20 protein-coding genes and 1 pseudogene are annotated in these 17295 nt (G+C 57.6%); 3 read left to right on the top strand and 18 right to left on the bottom strand.

The window, feature by feature from the left end; all coding sequences use genetic code 11:
• Positions 1-38: 38 nt before the first annotated feature.
• The 5 genes from DQW50_RS01980 to DQW50_RS01960 are packed head-to-tail and all read right to left on the bottom strand — an operon-like array spanning position 39 to position 4215.
• Complete coding sequence (locus tag DQW50_RS01980) at positions 39-704, bottom strand: cobalt-factor II C(20)-methyltransferase (protein WP_112077652.1); 666 nt, start codon at positions 702-704, stop codon at positions 39-41.
• 3 nt (positions 705-707) lie between these two features.
• Positions 708-1097: an iron-sulfur cluster assembly scaffold protein gene (locus DQW50_RS01975; protein WP_112077651.1), complete on the bottom strand. Its 390-nt coding sequence runs from the start codon at positions 1095-1097 to the stop codon at positions 708-710.
• On the bottom strand, positions 1098-1670 hold the full coding sequence (locus tag DQW50_RS01970) for a molybdenum cofactor biosynthesis protein B (protein WP_112077650.1): 573 nt from the start codon (positions 1668-1670) through the stop codon (positions 1098-1100). It lies immediately after the preceding gene.
• Complete coding sequence (locus tag DQW50_RS01965) at positions 1667-2998, bottom strand: GTP-binding protein (RefSeq protein WP_112077649.1); 1332 nt, start codon at positions 2996-2998, stop codon at positions 1667-1669. Before DQW50_RS01965 ends, DQW50_RS01970 begins: the two co-directional genes overlap by 4 nt.
• On the bottom strand, positions 2998-4215 hold the full coding sequence (locus DQW50_RS01960) for a GTP-binding protein (protein ID WP_112077648.1): 1218 nt from the start codon (positions 4213-4215) through the stop codon (positions 2998-3000). Before DQW50_RS01960 ends, DQW50_RS01965 begins: the two co-directional genes overlap by 1 nt.
• A 98-nt stretch (positions 4216-4313) precedes the next feature.
• On the opposite strand from DQW50_RS01960, the gene nikR reads away from it, so the two are divergent.
• Positions 4314-4745 carry a nickel-responsive transcriptional regulator NikR gene (gene nikR, locus DQW50_RS01955; protein WP_112077647.1) on the top strand — a complete coding sequence of 144 codons (432 nt, stop codon included), beginning with the start codon at positions 4314-4316 and terminating at the stop codon, positions 4743-4745.
• Positions 4746-4752: 7 nt separating this feature from the next.
• On the opposite strand, the gene DQW50_RS01950 is transcribed toward nikR, so the two are convergent.
• The 6 genes from DQW50_RS01950 to DQW50_RS01925 all read right to left on the bottom strand — a co-directional run bounded on the left by DQW50_RS01950 (position 4753) and on the right by DQW50_RS01925 (position 8970).
• On the bottom strand, positions 4753-5142 hold the full coding sequence (locus DQW50_RS01950) for a CopG family ribbon-helix-helix protein (protein WP_112077646.1): 390 nt from the start codon (positions 5140-5142) through the stop codon (positions 4753-4755).
• Positions 5143-5148: 6 nt separating this feature from the next.
• The gene (locus DQW50_RS01945) at positions 5149-5571 is read right to left on the bottom strand and encodes a CopG family ribbon-helix-helix protein (protein ID WP_112077774.1); all 423 of its coding nucleotides are present in this window, start codon (positions 5569-5571) and stop codon (positions 5149-5151) included.
• Between the two features lie 98 nt (positions 5572-5669).
• On the bottom strand, positions 5670-6458 hold the full coding sequence (locus DQW50_RS01940) for an ABC transporter ATP-binding protein (RefSeq protein ID WP_112077645.1): 789 nt from the start codon (positions 6456-6458) through the stop codon (positions 5670-5672).
• Entirely contained in the window at positions 6449-7291 is an 843-nt protein-coding gene (locus DQW50_RS01935; protein WP_112077644.1) for an ABC transporter permease, read from the bottom strand. The genes DQW50_RS01940 and DQW50_RS01935 overlap by 10 nt, the downstream gene beginning before the upstream one ends.
• The gene (locus tag DQW50_RS01930) at positions 7291-8316 is read right to left on the bottom strand and encodes an ABC transporter substrate-binding protein (protein ID WP_112077643.1); all 1026 of its coding nucleotides are present in this window, start codon (positions 8314-8316) and stop codon (positions 7291-7293) included. The genes DQW50_RS01935 and DQW50_RS01930 overlap by 1 nt, the downstream gene beginning before the upstream one ends.
• 225 nt (positions 8317-8541) lie before the next feature.
• Positions 8542-8970 carry a CopG family ribbon-helix-helix protein gene (locus tag DQW50_RS01925; protein ID WP_112077642.1) on the bottom strand — a complete coding sequence of 143 codons (429 nt, stop codon included), beginning with the start codon at positions 8968-8970 and terminating at the stop codon, positions 8542-8544.
• 668 nt (positions 8971-9638) lie between these two features.
• On the opposite strand from DQW50_RS01925, the gene DQW50_RS01920 reads away from it, so the two are divergent.
• On the top strand, positions 9639-10142 hold the full coding sequence (locus tag DQW50_RS01920; RefSeq protein ID WP_112077641.1) for a hypothetical protein: 504 nt from the start codon (positions 9639-9641) through the stop codon (positions 10140-10142).
• Positions 10143-10668: 526 nt separating this feature from the next.
• On the opposite strand, the gene DQW50_RS18330 is transcribed toward DQW50_RS01920, so the two are convergent.
• From DQW50_RS18330 to DQW50_RS01905, 3 genes are all read right to left on the bottom strand, one after another.
• A complete protein-coding gene (locus DQW50_RS18330) occupies positions 10669-12345 on the bottom strand; it encodes a transposase (RefSeq protein WP_112077640.1) in 1677 nt (558 codons plus the stop codon).
• 65 nt (positions 12346-12410) lie between these two features.
• Positions 12411-13295 (bottom strand): hypothetical protein, encoded by an 885-nt coding sequence (locus DQW50_RS01910; RefSeq protein WP_112077639.1) that lies wholly within the window; start codon positions 13293-13295, stop codon positions 12411-12413.
• Positions 13292-14263: a hypothetical protein gene (locus DQW50_RS01905; protein WP_112077638.1), complete on the bottom strand. Its 972-nt coding sequence runs from the start codon at positions 14261-14263 to the stop codon at positions 13292-13294. The genes DQW50_RS01910 and DQW50_RS01905 overlap by 4 nt, the downstream gene beginning before the upstream one ends.
• Positions 14264-14370: 107 nt before the next feature.
• Here DQW50_RS01905 and DQW50_RS01900 point away from each other — a divergent pair, with 107 nt between their 5' ends.
• The gene (locus tag DQW50_RS01900; RefSeq protein WP_112077637.1) at positions 14371-14730 is read left to right on the top strand and encodes a hypothetical protein; all 360 of its coding nucleotides are present in this window, start codon (positions 14371-14373) and stop codon (positions 14728-14730) included.
• 14 nt (positions 14731-14744) lie between these two features.
• Here the strand turns inward: DQW50_RS01900 and DQW50_RS01895 are convergent, their stop codons facing one another.
• The 4 genes and pseudogenes from DQW50_RS01895 to DQW50_RS01880 form a co-directional block, all read right to left on the bottom strand.
• Complete coding sequence (locus DQW50_RS01895; protein ID WP_112077636.1) at positions 14745-15653, bottom strand: hypothetical protein; 909 nt, start codon at positions 15651-15653, stop codon at positions 14745-14747.
• A gap of 59 nt (positions 15654-15712) precedes the next feature.
• Positions 15713-16219, bottom strand: a complete 507-nt coding sequence (locus DQW50_RS01890) for a twitching motility protein PilT (protein WP_112077635.1) — start codon at positions 16217-16219, stop codon at positions 15713-15715.
• Positions 16216-16584, bottom strand: a complete 369-nt coding sequence (locus tag DQW50_RS01885) for a UPF0175 family protein (protein ID WP_112077634.1) — start codon at positions 16582-16584, stop codon at positions 16216-16218. Before DQW50_RS01885 ends, DQW50_RS01890 begins: the two co-directional genes overlap by 4 nt.
• Positions 16585-16875: 291 nt before the next feature.
• Positions 16876-17295, bottom strand: a pseudogene (locus DQW50_RS01880) (transposase); the annotation flags it as partial.

Raw genomic sequence — 17295 nt, 5'->3', positions numbered from 1 at the left:
ACGTTGGTCCTACCCGGACGACCGACAGCGTCCGCCCATCACGCAGACCCGGTCCCCTCTCGTTTCTCTGCGTACGCGAGCGTGTAGTAGTCTCGATCAGTTACCTCACCGGGATCGTTCGTAACGAGGGCCTCTTCCGAATCCATGAAGAGTCGCCGTCCGAACGTCAGCTCGTACCCTGCTTCAGTCATCTTTTCGTAGGTCGTCGGTGCGTCGGTTACTTTGAACAGGATCAACCGATTCGGACCGATCGGTGCTTCTCCGTCAGTCGCCTCGCATAGCGTCAGTTCAGCGCCAGCGTCGATGTCGACCCCGAGGACCGAAGCGAACGCCGTCACACTGCTGACACCGGGGACGACTTCGATGTCGACGCTGGGATGCTGCTCGCGAAGCGTCCGATGCAGGTGCCCGAACGTCGAGTAGATACAGGGATCGCCGAGCGTGACGAACGCCGCGTCGGCCTCTCGCGCTTTCGGCGCGACTTCCGCGGCCGCCGTCTCCCACGCTGCCTGGAGTTCTTCGGGATCGGTCGTCATCGGGAACTCGAGGTCACTCAGTTTCGATTCGGAAACGTACTCGGCTGCGACGCGCCGTGACAGTCGTCCTGGTGAGTAGACGATGTCGGCCGATTCGAGCCGTCGCTTGCCGCGAACCGTGAGCAGGTCAGTCGCGCCCGGCCCCAGCCCAATTCCGTACAGTGTCATCGGTTACGTGCCCCCCTCATAGTTCTTGACGCCGTCCTGAACCACCTTCTCCGCGAGTACAGCACACGGGACGCGCATTGGCGTCAGCTCGATTCCCAAGAGATCGAGGGCGTCCTCACGGTCGAGATCATGAACCTCCGAGAGCGTCATTCCCGGGAGCTCTTCGGCGAGCAGGCTCGCGCTCGCGATGCTGATCGCACAGCCCTCTCCAGTAAACGTGACCTCTTCGATCGTTTCACCGTCCTCGGCGAGTCTGAGGTCGAAGGTGAGTTCGTCGCCACAGGAAGCGTTCTCGCCAGTGTGAGAGACGGTAGCTGGCGAGAGGCGCCCCCACCTTCGAGGATTGCGGTAGTGATCCAGGATTACCTCCTGATACATTTTGGAACCCTGCATCTACTCCACCCTGTGTCGCGTCGCGAGTCCGGCGAGATGCGGGGCTTCCTCCGCGATAATTTCGGCCGTAGCGAGTTCAGCGGCGTTCACGCTTCCGGGCAGCACGAATACCGGGACCTCACGGGCGATACCCGCCGTCGCGCGGGTCGCGACGACTCGGGTTCCGACCTCCTCCCACGAGAGCCGCCTGAACGCCTCGCCGAAGCCTGGTAGCTCGCGGTCGAAGAGTTCGCTCACCGCGTCCGGACTGACGTCATCGACAGTGACTCCCGTCCCGCCGGTAGTCACGACGAGGTCAACGTCCGACCGATCCAGACACTCACTCACGGTGGTCTTGATCCGGACGTAGTCGTCCGGAACCGTCCGGCGTGACGTGACGACGTGACCTGCGTCGACGAGAGTGTTTGCGACGGCGTCACCGCCGGGATCAGTTGGGTCTGCCTCCGTGGCGGTTCCTCGGGACGACGAGACGGTCACGATTGCGACACCGAGCGGATCAACGCAGTCGTGACCGTCTGTATCCGTCGTCCGTCGGTCCGCCCGCGACGGGAGTTCCGAGTGATCCCCGGTCACTGCCCTTCACCGACTACGAGACGCTGTTCCATCGGTGGCTGTGATCGATCCATCGTTCCTGGAAACGGATTCTTGAGCTCGTCCCAGTTCTCCGCCATCTCCGGTTCTGAGAGGAGACAGTCATCAAGGGCGGTAGTAATATCTGTGTCGTCCATTCCGGCGCCGATGAAGACGAGTTTTACCTCACGATCTCCCCACTGTTCGTCCCAGTGGAGATTCGGTCGTGACTCACGGTAGGAATCGCGCTGGAACTTTGGGACCGTGACCGCCCATCGGCCGTTGACTTCGACATGCGTTTGTGTGCCTGCTTGACTTAGATCAAGCGCGTATCGCTCACGTCCAGCGACCCACAAGTGGCCCTTCGCTCGGACGACAGACTCAGGGAACGAGCGGAGCCACTCGCTGAACCGTTCGGGATGGAACGGCCGGTGGCGCTCGTAGACGAAGGAGTCGACACCGAACTCCTCCGGCGGGTGAAGGTGATCGTGGCCGTCACCCTGACCATCGTGGGTATCGTCGTGAGTGTTGTCGCGCTCGGAAATCTCGTCGTTGCTATGACCGTCACCGTGGTCGATCTTAGCCGATTTCGACTCGCCAGTTTCTCCGTGGCCGTTCGAGAGCACCTGCTTCCACCGGGCAGACTGTTTTGCTTGCTCTCTGTCGAATCGTCCAGTTCCGAAAATCTTGTCGGGTTCGACGGTACTCTGGGTCGTGCGGACGATGTTGATGCCGGGGTGGAGCGTTTCGAGCACGCGTTCGACCGCCTCGCGCTCGTCTTCGGAGACGAGATCGCACTTGTTGAGGACGAGTACGTCGCAGAACTCGACCTGCTCGGCGAGGAGGTCCGAAAGCGGTCGAGAGCCGTCATCCGTCGACTTGATCGGACGACCGTCGACGAACGCCTGATGGAACTGTGCGGCGTCGACCACCGTGACGGTCGTATCGAGATCGTACAGCGTCGACGCACGTGCGGGCGAGACGAACCGCTGGGCGATGGGAACCGGATCGCTGATCCCCGAGGCTTCGATGACTAGATAATCGAACTCCTCGTCGAAGGCGAGACGTAGCAGCTCTTGGTCCAGTTCGTTCTGGAGGCCGCAACAGATACAGCCGTTCGAAAGCTCAGTAACGCCCCCGTCTTCCATCGAGAGTTCGGAGCCGTTCTCGATGAGGTTGGCGTCGACGTTTACTTCCCCGACATCGTTGACGAGAACGGCGATATCGTACTCCTCGCCGCCAACCGTGAGGAGGTGGTTGAGCAGGGTCGTCTTTCCGGCGCCGAGACCGCCACTCAGGATCGTGACCGGGGGTTGCTCGTCGACGGTCATCAGTCGTCAGCCAGTGCGAGTTCGCGCTGTTCTTCGGCGGTAAACGGGTCCGGATACTCGTTCCAGTTCTCCTCCATCTCCGCGTCCGAGAGGACACAGCCTTCCAGTCGCTCGATCAGTGTCTCCTGATCGAATTCGCGGCCGATGAATACGAGCTCTGACCCGCGGTCGCCCCACTGGTCGTCCCAGTCCTCTTTGATGCCGGGACGAGCGGCGAAGTAACGCTCTTGTTGGGCCTTTGGGAGCGTGGCGATCCACGTCCCTTTCGGACCGGCCCGGACCGACTGACCTGCCTTGTCGAGACCCATGGCGATGTCTTCACGACCAGCGGACCAAAAAAATCCCTTCGCGCGAACGATACCGTCGGGGAGGTCGGCGAAGAGTCGAGCGATCCGCTCGGGGTGGAACGGTCGGCGGGATTCGAAGACGAACGAGGTGACCCCGTGTTCGTCGGCGGCCGACTCGTGGTGGTGGCCGTGCTGGAGTTCACGCTTCCAACCGGCGGACTGACTCGCGCGATCGAAATCGAACCGACCCGTATTCAGGATCTCTCTGGGGTCTATTGCCCCGTGTTCGGTTCGGATAATATTTGCTCGCGGTTGGAGCGCCCGTAGCACTCCCTCTATCTCTTCAAGCTCATCGTCGGGGACGAGATCGCACTTGTTCAACAAGAGGACATCGCAGAACTCGATCTGATCCATCAGCGCCTCCTCGGGGACACGGTTACCCTGTGGATCGATGGAGTCGTCGGTGAGAGCTTGGCCGGAATCAAACCCTTTCCAGAAGCTGTGCGCGTCAACGACGCTGACCATTGTGTCGAGTTCGTAGACGCCCGTGGGGTCGAAATTCGCGTCTTCGAATCCGCGAGCAAACGTCTGTGCAACCGGAATCGGTTCGCTGATCCCGGACGACTCCACGAGAAGATACTCGAAGTCTCGCTCCTCGGCTAATCGGCCTACCTCGTCAAGCATGTCCCCGCGGAGCCGACAGCAGATACACCCGTTCGACATCTCGATGATTTCGTCGTCGTTCTGGGTGAGATCCGACTCGCGTTCGACGAGGTCGGCGTCGACGTTCACTTCGCCCATGTCGTTGACTAAGACGGCGGCGTTCAGTTCTTGTTCGCTACTAAGAATGTGGTTGAGCGTCGTCGTTTTGCCGGCACCGAGGCTTCCGCTGAGGATCGTTACCGGGATCGGGTCGTCGTTGGACAGCATACACTAATTATGAATCCACTATACTAAAATACTAATTATTACGTTATAGATCGAATAGTCATAACAGATACTAATAACTCTAAACAGAGCCTTAGCATATGAGCGTCGTTAGCATCTCGATGCCCGAGGCATTGCTTGAACGCATCGACAAGTTCGCCGAAGAACACGGGTACAGTGGTCGAAGCGAAGTCGTACGCGAAGGCACACGTACGCTACTCGAAGAGTTTCAAGAGCGAGATATCGAGGGACAGAAGCATATGTGTACAGTAACGGCCGTCTTCGAGTACTGTCAGCCCGCCGTTCAACAGCGTCTCACGGGAGTACGCCACGAGTACGATGATATTGTCTCCGCGACGACCCACACACACGTCCAAGACCAGTACTGTATGGAGTTGTACGTTTTAGAGGGGACCACAGAGGCACTGTCTGGATTCGTCAACAGCGTTCGAGCAGTGCCGAATGTCCAAGCGGTGGATTACTCGATCGCCTCACTGGGCGATGCTCACATCGATCAGCGCATCAAGTCTTGAACACCGCTCAGTGCTCGGCGAGGAGCATCAGTTTCACTCGACTCACCGTATCGAAATCGCGCAAGCGATAGGTGAGAGTCCGGACGCGCGAGGCTGGCCCGTTACAAAAGAGCGTCTCGAGACACCACTCTCCTTCATGGATATGATTCGTGGTCGTGATGACGTCCTGAAACTGGTGTTGTACGTCGTGGATGTCTTCGATAACTGCTTTATGTTCATAATCGAAAGCGATGATGACGACGACGTCGCCTTCAATATCCTCTAGTCTGGTGTGTGACTCGATGTACTCCTGCATCGCTTCGCGGGCGCCACGGGAACGTGAATCTAACCCCTCTGCTTGCCACGTTTCATCGAACTCGGACAGGAGGTTGTCAGGGATGTTGAAGCTCGTGCGCATCGTGTGTTAATTCACATTCTGTCGTTCGTTGATTTGTGCCTTCATGACATCGACAGGTACGACCGTATATTCGACTGAAACTGACTCGTCTGCTCCTCGAACGGTTCCGATGAATCGCAGGATATTGTCGTACGCGGCTTCGATGACGAACGTCTCGACACAGCCGGCGTTGCCTTCGAGGCAGTTGTGGGAGTTCGACCGGATTGACGCTTCGAATTCGTGGCGGATATCCATCATCCGGCGTTCGATCTCCGGCTCGTCGTATCCGAAGACAGCCGTAACTGTCGCCAATACCCGCCGATCCTCGCCGTCTGTCTCTTGGTATTCTTCGAGTAGCGACTGGCACGCTTCGCGGATGACCTCACTTCGTCCGGTGTAGCCGTGTTCTTCCGCAAACGTATCGAGATCGTCCCGGAGTCGCTCCGTCATCGAGGAGCTCACGATGGGCATATATTAAAAATTGTCTCGGAGATAATAGATATAGCAGTCTAGTAACTCGTTGTTAATAATATTGCTGTAAGAGCGTATCAGTGGCTAGTGTCGACAGGACTTCCGAGCGCATCCCTAATTCGCGCGACGTGGTCCACGAAGTCACGAGAGGTCCGTTCACGTGGGCGCTCTAAGTCGATAGAGAACGTCGACTGCACGGTTCCCGGGTCGGCATCCATAACGACCACGCGATCAGCGAGGGTCACTGCCTCGTCGATGTCGTGGGTGACGAACACGACGGTCTGTCCGGTTTGCGTCCAGATATCGAGCAATTCGGCGTGCAAGCGGTCGCGCGTCCGAGCGTCGACACTCCCGAACGGTTCGTCCATCAAGAGGATTTCCGGATCGGGGGCGAGCGCGCGAGCGATACCGACGCGCTGTTTCATGCCGCCGGACAGCTCCTTCGGGTACGCGTCCTCGAAGCCGTCGAGCCCTACCAGGTCGATTAACTCCCGGACCCGTTCCTCGCAGTCGGGACAGTCACAGGCGGGCCGGTCAAGACCAAACCGGATATTCCCGCGGACGGTTCGCCACGGGAACAGCGCGTACTCCTGAAAGACCATTCCCCTGTCCAGCCCAGGACCGGTAACCGGGTCTCCACCGACCAGTATCGACCCACCATCCGGACCGTCAAGCCCGGCGATTGCTCGCAACAGCGTCGTCTTCCCACACCCGGACGGACCGACGACACAGCAGAACTCGCCCTCCGACACCGAAAACGAGACGTCATCGAGCGCCTGTGTCGACTCGTATGACCGGCTGACGTTCTGGATAGTGATCTTCTCACGTGAGTCTCGACCGGTAGACGAGTCCGAACTCAGCGCCATGCGAGGACCCTCCGTTCGAGTAGTCGGAACCCGACGTCCATACAGAGGAACGCCAGGCTGATCAGGAACATGTAGGCGACGCTGGTCGCCATCGCGAGGTTGTTCGAGGCGTTGATAATCTCGTAGCCGACGCCTGGTGCGCCGAACAGCTCGGCACCGACGACGATCATCCAGCAGCGACCAATGCTCGTCCGGAACCCAGTCAGCACTTGGGGTGCCGCACTCGGGAGCGCGACGAGTTTCAGCATCGAGAGGTCGCGCTCGACTCCGAGCGTCGATGCGGCATCGGTCAGTTCGGTCGAAACGCCCTCGACGCCGCCATACGCGCCGTAGAAGTTGATCCAGAACGCGCCGACGAAGACGATGAACGCCGCGCCAGTGTGGTAGATGCCGAACCAGACGATGGCGAAGACGACCCACGCCAGCGGCGGGATCGGTCGCAGTACCCGGACGAGTGGTCGCAGCCAGTCGTCGAGCGCACCGTTCCAACCCATCGCAAGGCCGAGACTGATGCCACAGAGTGCGCCGAGGAGGAGCCCCGGCACGTAGTGGAACAGCGTCTGTGCGAGGTGTGCGAGCCCAGTCGGGAGTACGACACTCGACCCCAGAACGGGAACTACAATTGCCGTCGAGGTCGCAAACAGGTCGATAAACGCGTGCACTGATTCGAGGGGGCCCGGCACCAGATACGACGGCTGGGTCGTCATCGCGCCAACCCACCAGACGAGCAGGAACACGACGAGACCGCCGAGGCCGCGAAGATACCGCTGCAGGTCCCCCTCGAAGCTACCGGCGACCACTGCGCTGGAACTGGTGTCGGTCTGCGTACTCATTACTGGAGTGCGTCGTAGGGATCGAACGCGAAGAGGTTCTCCGTCACGACCGGCTCCTCGATGTTTCCGACACTCGCGACAAACTCGCCCATCGTCGCGGCTTGATCGGTGATCGCGTGCGGGTCCGAGATGAACTCCGACGCCTTCGAATCCACGGCGGCCGTCGCGAGGTCTTCACTCACGCCGGAGCCGATGACCGAGGCAGCGTGGCTGGCGGCGGCATCCGGGGAGTTCCCCGTGAACTCGGTCGCCGCGACGTGCTGTTCGACGAGTGATTGGGCGACCTCATCGTCGTCGAGCACTCGCTGGTTCGCGAACAGCACCGTGACGGGGTGGTTGTCCAGGATGTTCCCGGACCAGGCGAGTTCCTCGAACCCGTCAGCTTGGCTGATGATCGTCGCGAACGGTTCCTGGATGATCGTCGCGTCGATGTCGCCCGACTGGATGGTCTGGACCGCCTTCGCCGGCGGTACCTTGGACTTGTTGATGGTGGAGTCCATCTCACCGACGTCGAGGTCCTCCTGAATCCAGTACCGGAGAACGATGTCGGGGACGCTCCCGTCCGGCGGTGCTCCAAACCGGACCTTCCGCCCGTGCTCTTCTTCGAAGCGCTCGAACGTGGCAGCCCCTTCCTGTTCGTAGAGATCGGCGAGTTCGGTCGTCCCCATGATCTTGAAGCCATTTCTCGAATTCGCCGCGAGGATACCGGCGTTGGTCCCTTTGTCAACGAGGACCATTGCAGGAGTGATCCCGAAAAGCGCAACGTCGACGTCCCCACTCGCGAACGCCTTGACAACACTGGGGCCGGAGCTGAACCGCTCTATTGAGACATCTGCCGGAACGTTCTCGTAGTCCCCCTCTTGCTCCATCACGTAGTGTTGCATGTTCGGGTAAATCGGGACGTACGCGACCGTAACGGAATCAAGTGATGCACCTCCCTGACCGAGACAGCCAGCAATTCCCGTCGCAGCAGTCGTGGTTGCACCTGCCTTCTGGAGTAGACTTCGGCGCGAGATTTGAACCATCAGTGTTGCTAACTCTAGAAGCAATTCTAATAATACCTGTGATTCTAGCAAAGGTAGTTAATACTGATGGAGGATGGAGATCATAGATGTTGCTAGAGTCGGCGTGAATTCAGCGAGAATCCCGCGAGCGACCGCAGGGAGCGAGTGGGATGTCTGCGAGCCCACTGACTGGAGCGAGTGGAACGAGCGGAAGGAAGCGGGCTCGCCGGAATGGGCAGAACAGTATCAGTTCATATCGGCCAGCGGGCCGAAGTCGTCGACGGGTAGCACTGAGTAGTCGATCGTGAGCGTGTCCTTCGTCGCTCGGATCTTCCCGACGAACGTCGAGATCTCTTCGAGCGACCCTTCGAGTACGAACAGTTCCATGCAATGATGGCCGCCGACGTGGCTGTGGAAGTTCGATGCGACGATGTCCTCGTGCTCGTGGCGGAGGCGCATCATCTTCTCCTCGACGCTCGTCGTTTCGTAGTCGAAAACCACCGTGACGACGCCCATCAAGTCTCGATCTTCGAGTTTCTTATCCTCGAACTCACCGAGGAGATTCCGGCTTGCTTCACGAAGTACCTCACTGCGACCAGTATAGCCGTGGTCGTCGGCGAACTGGTCGATTCGGTTAAGCAATTCCTCCGGCATCGAGACGCTGACCACACTCATATAACAATATGGACTACGAGAAATATTAAGAATTATCATTTTCAGCTGCGGCATTACAGTGATTAGGCTCTGTTGACTCGATGGAAACGCTGCTATCCCTAGAGAACGTGAACCAAGATATGGGGCGCAAGAGACCGATAAGGATTCCGTGCCATAGAGCACGTTCTGTTGACTGGTCCATGCGCGAAAGAAGTCGAGTCATGGGCGCTACAGCCCGGATGCCGCGGCGCGCGGCATCCGGGAAAGCCCGAATACGTGAATCTCTGCTTCACGTGCTGGCGTCCCGAGTCACAAGATCGCCTCTCCGAATGATGATGACCACTGGCCGGGCAGACAGACGAGGGAGCTGAGGGCCGCCAAATCGGCGGCCCTCAGCGGTCGGTCGGGGCCCTTCTTTAGCATCTGCTATCGCTAGACAGCGACCGCACCGCACACACGTTTCGACCGCCTACCGGCTGTGGAAGAAGCAGATCCCCAGACGGCGTAATCATTTTGTTGTTAGCCGTTGTTTGGCTAGCTAGCAGCGTTTCCATACGTGAAATCCTTAGGAACTGATAGGACTGGCGTGCGAGATACAACGCGCGAGTCGGTCATGAGTGGTGTCAGCCAACATAATCGGGCGTCGAATCTTTATGTCTGAGTGGCCGCAACTGGTCGTTGATCGGAACATGAGCGACTATCTGGGGCTGTCCCGACGTGATGCCGGGGCGGGCCTCGCCGCCGGCGGGTCGGCACTCCTCGGTGCCGTTCTGATTAATCTCTGGAACTTTTTTCAGACGTTCAGGGCCCGAGGATTCGACTCCGCTAGCATAGCGGAGTATCGGCGAGGAAGTGAGATTATCTTCCTTGGGATGATTGTCACACCGGTCGTCGCTCTCATCGTAGCGACCGTTGTCTGGCGTGTGGTGATGTCGGATGAGCCGGATCCGCTCTACGGCGCTGTAGCAGGCGTCGTTACAGCGGTCGGGTCGCTCTTCATATTCGCAGCTTTGATAGGCTTCATGTTCTCTCTGAGTCAGGTTCCCGCTGGCGGACTCGCTGGTGCGCTCTCCGAGTTCGTGTTCCTCACTGCTCTCATCGCTGTCTTCGGGGGTATGATTACTCTCCCCGTTATCGCCCCAATAGGGGCTATTGTAGGATACGGATACGAATGGTACTTGGCCCGAAGATAGAACTAGTCATTTGCTGATGATTCCCGGTCGTTCCGTTTTCCTCGTACTGTACGAAGCTAAACGGCTCGACCATCACGTCGTCGATTGCTGAATCTATACTCTATATTCAGCACGACAACAGAAACATATCATCAGTTGAGGATTTCAACAGAGCCAGTGATTATGGATATGCCCTCTCAGGATAGTGGGATACCGGCACTCTAGGAGACACCGAGTTACTTCGAAATTGTCGAGTGTTGCTGAAGCGAATATCAGGGTTAGTCGGAAGCTTGTGACGTATCTTGTTGGAGCGGAGAAGACAGAAGGCACGCATCAAATCCATCTTCCGAAGTTGTGGAAGTTGAGACTACAACGGGTATAGCAGGGCTGTAATGCGTGTATTTTGCCGATTGGGTCAGCGGAAACTACCTCAATTCTCTCTCCAAGCGGCCATTCTTGTCACACTTCCAATCGTAAGGGCGAATTTTCGAGACATCCAACAGTGTAGCCACTCAGACCGCGCGCTAACCCAGAACTGAGTGTCTCTCTATCCGATTCCGGTCTCCTTCTTCAGCAGCGTCAGTGTGTTATCTGCCGTCACCATCGGCGAGTGCTCGTACTCGCCGGTCAACGCGACCTGGACGAGCAAGTCGACGGCTCGCCAGATCGAGTACAGCAGGCACGCGAACGCGAAGTAGAAGAAACGAAGCCCGAAATTCTTCGACGTGGTAGCAGCCATGAACCGCTTTATCGATCTGTACCCGCTCTCGATTTCCCACCGATACCCGTACTCAGTGAGGTGCCCACTCCCACAATTCGTCATGAACACCGAGTACTGCCGGTGATCGTCGTGCTCGGAGTCCTCTTTCCGTCGGTAGATCAGCGTCGTCTCGTGCCACTCATTCTTGCCGAGGTGGAGCTTCCGATCGGTCTCGTAGCGATCTTTCCCTCGCTTGAGAAGGCGCTTGGCTTGGGCTTTCTCGCTGGTCTGCATCCGCTTTGGGACGACGTAGGAGAGCCCGCGCTGGCTGATCATCTCCAGGACGTGCTGACTGTCGAACTCCCTGTCCATCAGGACGTTATCGACGTGAACGAGTTCCTCTGCAGAGTCAAGCAGATCTTCAACAATTTCCTTACGTGACTCGCCTCGTCGAACTGGTCGCGCATCGAGCACGAGTGGGACAGCGTTGCCGACCAGCTGGACTGTCGCCCACTGGTAGGCGTACTCGTCGTTCTTCTCCTTCGTTCCGATAATCTCGTCCTCGTGGTCCGTCCTATCGCCCGTGAAGGGATCGTCCTCGGTGATGTCGATGGCAACGATACCTACGCGGAAGAACTCCTCCGTCTCCGCGAGCTCGTTGATGAGTTGCCGGATTGCCTGTCGGTACATCTCACGAATCTGCTCGATAGGGAGATTACGAATCTGGTCACGATGACCATGCCCGAGTGGTGTTCGATCACGTGTTGACTCGTGGATGAAGCTGCGAGCGCCCTCGTTGGCGGCCAAGTTCTCACGGAGTCCTAAGTAGGTCTGTAAGCCCCAGTAGGCGTTCTCGGGAATCTCACAGCCCTCGCCTCGGTTGAGCGAGAACGCGGGGAACACAACGCGACTGACGTGCTTGGTAATCGTCCCTGTCTTGTTGAGGATGGCCTGGTCGTCAGGGTTCGATTCAGCGGCGTCGTGGCCTCGATGCGGGAGGTTTCGTTCTGGTTCGTGTGGTACGGAGACATCCGCGTTTTGCGCTTTGATGAGGATCGTTCGAGCCGCTTTCTGGACCGTCTCGCGGAGATCTCGCGTGAAGCGCTCGTTCCAGCTGCGCCACAGTGTCGATTGATCGGGCACCGTCCCCAACTCTAGGCGTCCGCAGAGTCCGGGGTGGCTATCGAGGTACTCGACGAGAGATGTTTCGTGCTTCCATCCGTGGAGTTCTTTCAGCACGAACACGCGAAAGAGGGTATCCATCTTGTAGTGTGTCGAACTTCCGTAGCAGTCGTGGACCTCGAAGCGGAAGTAGGCCAGAGGAATCGAGCAGACGAACTGTTCGAGTGAGTCATGATCAGGGTGCGTAAACCAGACACTTGAGACGACTCGAACGTCCGATTCTACCCCGGCGAGCGAGGTTCGATCGTACAGCGGTGTCGAGTCATATGTGGGCCACTCGACGTGCTGCTGGTGTGCGATCCGACGAAAGACACTCCGGCGAGACTCACAGGTTGGTGCCACTACGGGACGCTGGACATTTCACAGCCAAGAACTCGTTCTCTTCGACGGACAGTCAAGAGAGCAGACTACAGGTGGCCGTATCCCTTCCGTTCGAGTTCTGCTTCCAATTCGACGTGCATCGCTTCAACCGTCTCTTCACCGAAATGCTGTCCCGTCATGGCACCTGATATCTCTGCGATTTCAGCGTGCCACTCACGTACTGCGTCCGCAAGGGCCGCGAGGAGTCCTTCGTCCGTCTTGTCTACCCCATCGACTTCCTCAACGACCTGCCACCCCGGCTGGAAGTTTTCGAGGACGTACCCCGTTTCCTCGAACTGAATCGCAAACCGCTCGCAAACCGCCCCGAACCCGGTTTCGAGACTGAGTAGTGGAATGACGTGGACGATATCATCGCGCTTCTCCAACTCACGAAGATCCGCAACGGGGACCGCAGTTTCAGGGAGCACTGAATAGAGTGGATCAGGGAGCGGCGGATCGCTTTCAGTGGTTCCCGGAGAGGCGTACTGGTCGTCAATAGGATCGCCTTTCTCTTTCACGATCTCCGGTTCTTTGTCGCTCGACTCATCACTGAGAACCTCCTTCAAGATGGCGTAGAACCGCCATTCATCACCGTAGTCGTAGAGATAGCAGATGCGATCGTACTGTTCGAGACCGAGCTGGCGGGTCATCTCGCCGATCGTCACCTCACCGGCATTCTCAATCCGTTCCGTACGCAATACCGGATCGCCACCAAGCGACTCCTCGTACTCTTGCGGGCACTGGTATTTGACGGCGCTGTCCCAGTAGTCTTCACCCTCTCCGACGAACCAGAGGTGGCCCTGGTCAAGCCCGACTGCAGGGTTGATCGCCGACTGAAACTCAGTGATCGTTCTATCCGCGCCGACAACGAGATCCCGCCACAGTGACGTCGGATCGGGGTCGAACTTGACGCGAAAGCGGTAGGCAGTCATCCTTGCATCTCCGTACCTGTGCGGAAACTGGTGAGATCGTCGATACGCTGTTCGAGCTCTTCGGTCTCCGCTCGGAGCTGGTTCGCCTCATCATCCTCGCTAGCAGCGAGTCGGTCCTTCAGCCCCTGGAGCCGGGATTCTTTCACATCTTCATCGACCTCCGCTTTGCGAACGTATTCGCTTTCTCCGACCTCGTACACATCGGAGTCGGAGAGCGTAGTGACTTCAAGTGCTTCATCGACTTTCGAGCGGTCGACGCTCAGTACACGCTCACGGTCGATGCCAGCGTTCTCGAGCCGTTCCAGCACCTGCTCGTCGTCTTTGAGCGAGCGATTGCGGCGACTCGTCCGTTGGACAGAACCGTACTGCCCGGACACTGGACGGTCGTGATGGAGTCGAGCGAGGAGGACATCCGCGACCTCTTGGCGGAAATCATTGGCATCTCGCTGGACATCCGAAAGCAGTGTGTAAAGATTCACCAACGCGTTCGTCTCTAGTTCAGGGAGATCTGTCACATCGTGACGTTCGAGTGCGTCGATGAGGAGGAGCGCGTCCGAGTAGACATCCAGTCCGTCGGGTTCTGTTCGTTCTTGGTCTGTGGGTTCCTGTTCCGCGCCCACCACCTGCGTCGCCGTCGCGACCTCTGATTGTGTGATGACGCCAGCGTCCTCATTAACCTCGAATCGTGGATGGACACTCAACACCGCAGGGTATGGATCGGCATCCGCCGGGAGACGGTCAAGATCAAACCCGTCCGGAGCGTCCTCGATTCGGCGATAGAGCGTTTCGAACTGGTCACGCTGGAGCGGCCGCGTCTCGTCTCTGTCTTCGAACTGAATGATGACGCGAGCGTCCTGTACGTCAGTAATACGAAATCGCCGATGGGAGAGTGGCGTAATGAGCGTTGCACTCTCGGGGAGGTCGTCAACCTCCTCGAGAAGCGTGTGCCAGCTGGCGGTGAAAGACATATACAGTGGTTGCGAGCCATTCCGACTAAATCTTGTTCACGACGCCGCCACTGGCAGGCAGTCTCTGTAACAGACAGTCTGATACGTGGCTCTTCGGAATTACCGATATGGCTGAGACGTACGCACTCCGTGTTCAGATCGAGTCACACGAGTACGATGGCGAGTTCGATCTCATCGGCGAGGGATACGGAACCCCAGCAGACGTGTTGGATAACGTCGCTGCCGACCATCTCCTACGAATCGCGAATGCGCCACGTATCGAAGAATACCTGCTCGACGTGCTGAAACGCGGAGAGAATACAGGGGCATCCGAGTATGAGTCGACAGACAGCGATGTCGAATGCTGGATTCACGTCGACGTCTCCTACCAGAGGTACGCCTTCGGTGTCGGGGACAGCGTGTTTGAGTTCTCAAGCGAACCGACCAAGAGTGAAATCGCGTCGACTGTCACGCAACTCCAGTCGTAGCTGTGGACTCTCGTTTAGGGATCGAAGTGGTAGATGTAGGGGTGGTCAGCCTTCCCAGCGGGCATAATCTCTTCGAGTAGCTTGCGAACCTCGGATTCGGAGGGGGCACTGGTGATGATCCGATCATCGTAAATCGCTACATGGGATTCGTTGAGTCCCAACTCGCGCAGTTCGCGACCCAAGCTTCGAGCTCTGGCCTTCCCCATCTCCTGGTGGTAAATCCGCTCCAATTCGTCGGATTTCTCTCGTAAATGCTCGATCTCCGACGCGTATCGCTCTCGGTTACGCTTGTTCTTCATGTAGAAGCGCAACTCCTCGGCGTCCGTCTTTTCGTCTTCCTCGGGTGCTGGAAGCGAGTCGATTATGCCGAAGCGATGTTTGGCCTCCTCGTACTCGTCGTCAATGTCAGTACTGAGCGAGCCCCCGAAAATGATATTCTTAATTCCGATCCACCCGTCGTAGACGATCTGATCCTCGAACGGTAACAGAGCGACACTCGAAACCGGGACTGGAAGTGCGGATTCATCCCACAGGTCGGCGAACGGTAGCCGAGCTGGGCGGACTGCGTATGTTTTCGCCGGTTCTGTCCAATCCAGGAAGATCGCGTCGTCTTCACGATAGCGGACGACGACGAACTCCCCAGTGATGAAGTCCGTCCATGCTGCGACCTGCTCGAGATCAGCTTCCGACAGGTCAGCAGGGTTCTGTTCAACGAAATCCTCTATCAGGTCCGTCGTTGACTCGTTGTACAGCGTGTTTCGGAGCGGCAGAAGCTCGTCAGTATAGTGCTGTTCGAGGTCAGCGACTGTTTCGATCTCTTCGATGACATCGAACCGATCGTTGACATACACCAATAGGTGGGCGTACAGGTCAAGAAACCGTTGTTCACTCTCTTCGGACAGCCGTCTGTCGGCTTCACTCATTGGTAATAGACGTGTTCACGGTCACACTAATCAGGCGTTTCGAACTTCGATCAAGCCCGTCATCGATACTCCGAGATCGTACGATACGGGACGTAGTACCCAATTTCATCGATCCAGGTCGACAGCCACACGTCAGCAGTCGCTTCATCAATCTTTCCAGCATCGATTGCAGCCAACAGAACTCCGACCGACCCGACAACGGTCACGCCTTGATCTTTCGCAAACGATCGGGCATCGCCGTCATCTGTCAGCAGTCGACCGTCGTGTGCGTCGGCGAGGGCGAACGCCTGTGCTTCCCCGGGATCGAGATGTCCACCAACAACGGCTTCTCTGTTTGCGACAGTATCCGAAATCGTCGCGACTGGGATTTCGTTATCAAGCGTATCGAGTGCTTCCTGGAGATATGGGTGGTTATCAACGCCGTGTTCGAGCTCCTCACGAACGACTGGTACCGTACAGATTCCAGAGAGGTCAGCAACTACCCACAGCTGATCGATGTACGCAAAATTCGAGAGGACAGTCGTGTTCAGGACGCTCGGATTCGCTGGAATATCACCACCGGTCATTTCGCAGACGATCCCTCGTTGCCTGAGTCCTCATCATCGAATTTGAGTTCGCTTGCTGCCTCCACCTCGTACGCTGCGTCGTCTTCGTCAACAAGTCCGAGGCGGGGTTCAACACCGTGCTCACGGAGGATGTCACGCATCGTCCACCGATCGACATCAGCGAGTCTCGCGGCATCACCGAGCGTGATACGCTCGCGTTCGTAGAGGGCCACCGCAGCTGCAATACGTTCGTTCTCGTGGTCCTCGAAGTATTCACGCACGAACTCTCGCAATGCATCGCTCTTGCCACCAAACACACCAGCCTCAACAGCACCCTCGATGAGGAGGTCGAGGTCGTCTGGATAGGAGCCAGTGATTCGTGCCATCGTTCTATCCCAGACTACGTCTTCATACTATTTATGAAATACGCCAGAACCCCATATGCATTGAGAAGGTCAGTCTCAACTTCTGTTTCTGGTTGAGTTGCCCACAGTTTCGGAGGATAGGCTAGTTTTGGATCGAATAGCCATCAAGTCGTGGTTATTCTCAGCGTTCGGGGATCGATTTTGAATCCTTACTCTCGAACTACCGGACGAGCGTACGAAATTGCGCGGATTTTGGCGCTGCTGAATACAGTTGTCACTCTTGAGCGGCGGACCCAGCGAGATCTCAGCGGGTTAGTCGTACGGAATCAACGCCGAGGCAACGAGCTCAGCACACTCGCCCGCAGTCAACACTGGTGCGTAGTCCATCTCGTCGTCGACGCCTGCTTTCAGCAGAAAATCGGTCAGCCGCCAGATATTGTATAAAAGAACCGCGAACACGAAGTAGAATAGGCGAACACGATAATCTTTCGAGGAGGTCTTGGCGAGAAAGTCGCCCTTGATCGATTTGTACTCGCTCTCGATCTGCCACCGACGGCTGTAGCGTCGACAGAACGCCTCGGCCTCGTCGGGTCCCACTCGGAGATTCGTCGCGAAGACGGCCGTTCCCTCCCCACTCGTCGACGGCACGTACAGGAGCCGCATTGGATGCGATCCAGATTCCACATGGATAGAAGCCGACTCAACAGCCACCTCTTGGTCGTCTTCCTCCAT

The organism is Halorubrum sp. 48-1-W (genome assembly GCF_003287355.1).
Taxonomy (GTDB): domain Archaea; phylum Halobacteriota; class Halobacteria; order Halobacteriales; family Haloferacaceae; genus Halorubrum.
Note: the sequence above shows the minus strand (reverse complement) of the source record. Positions and strands in the feature narration are given on the sequence as shown.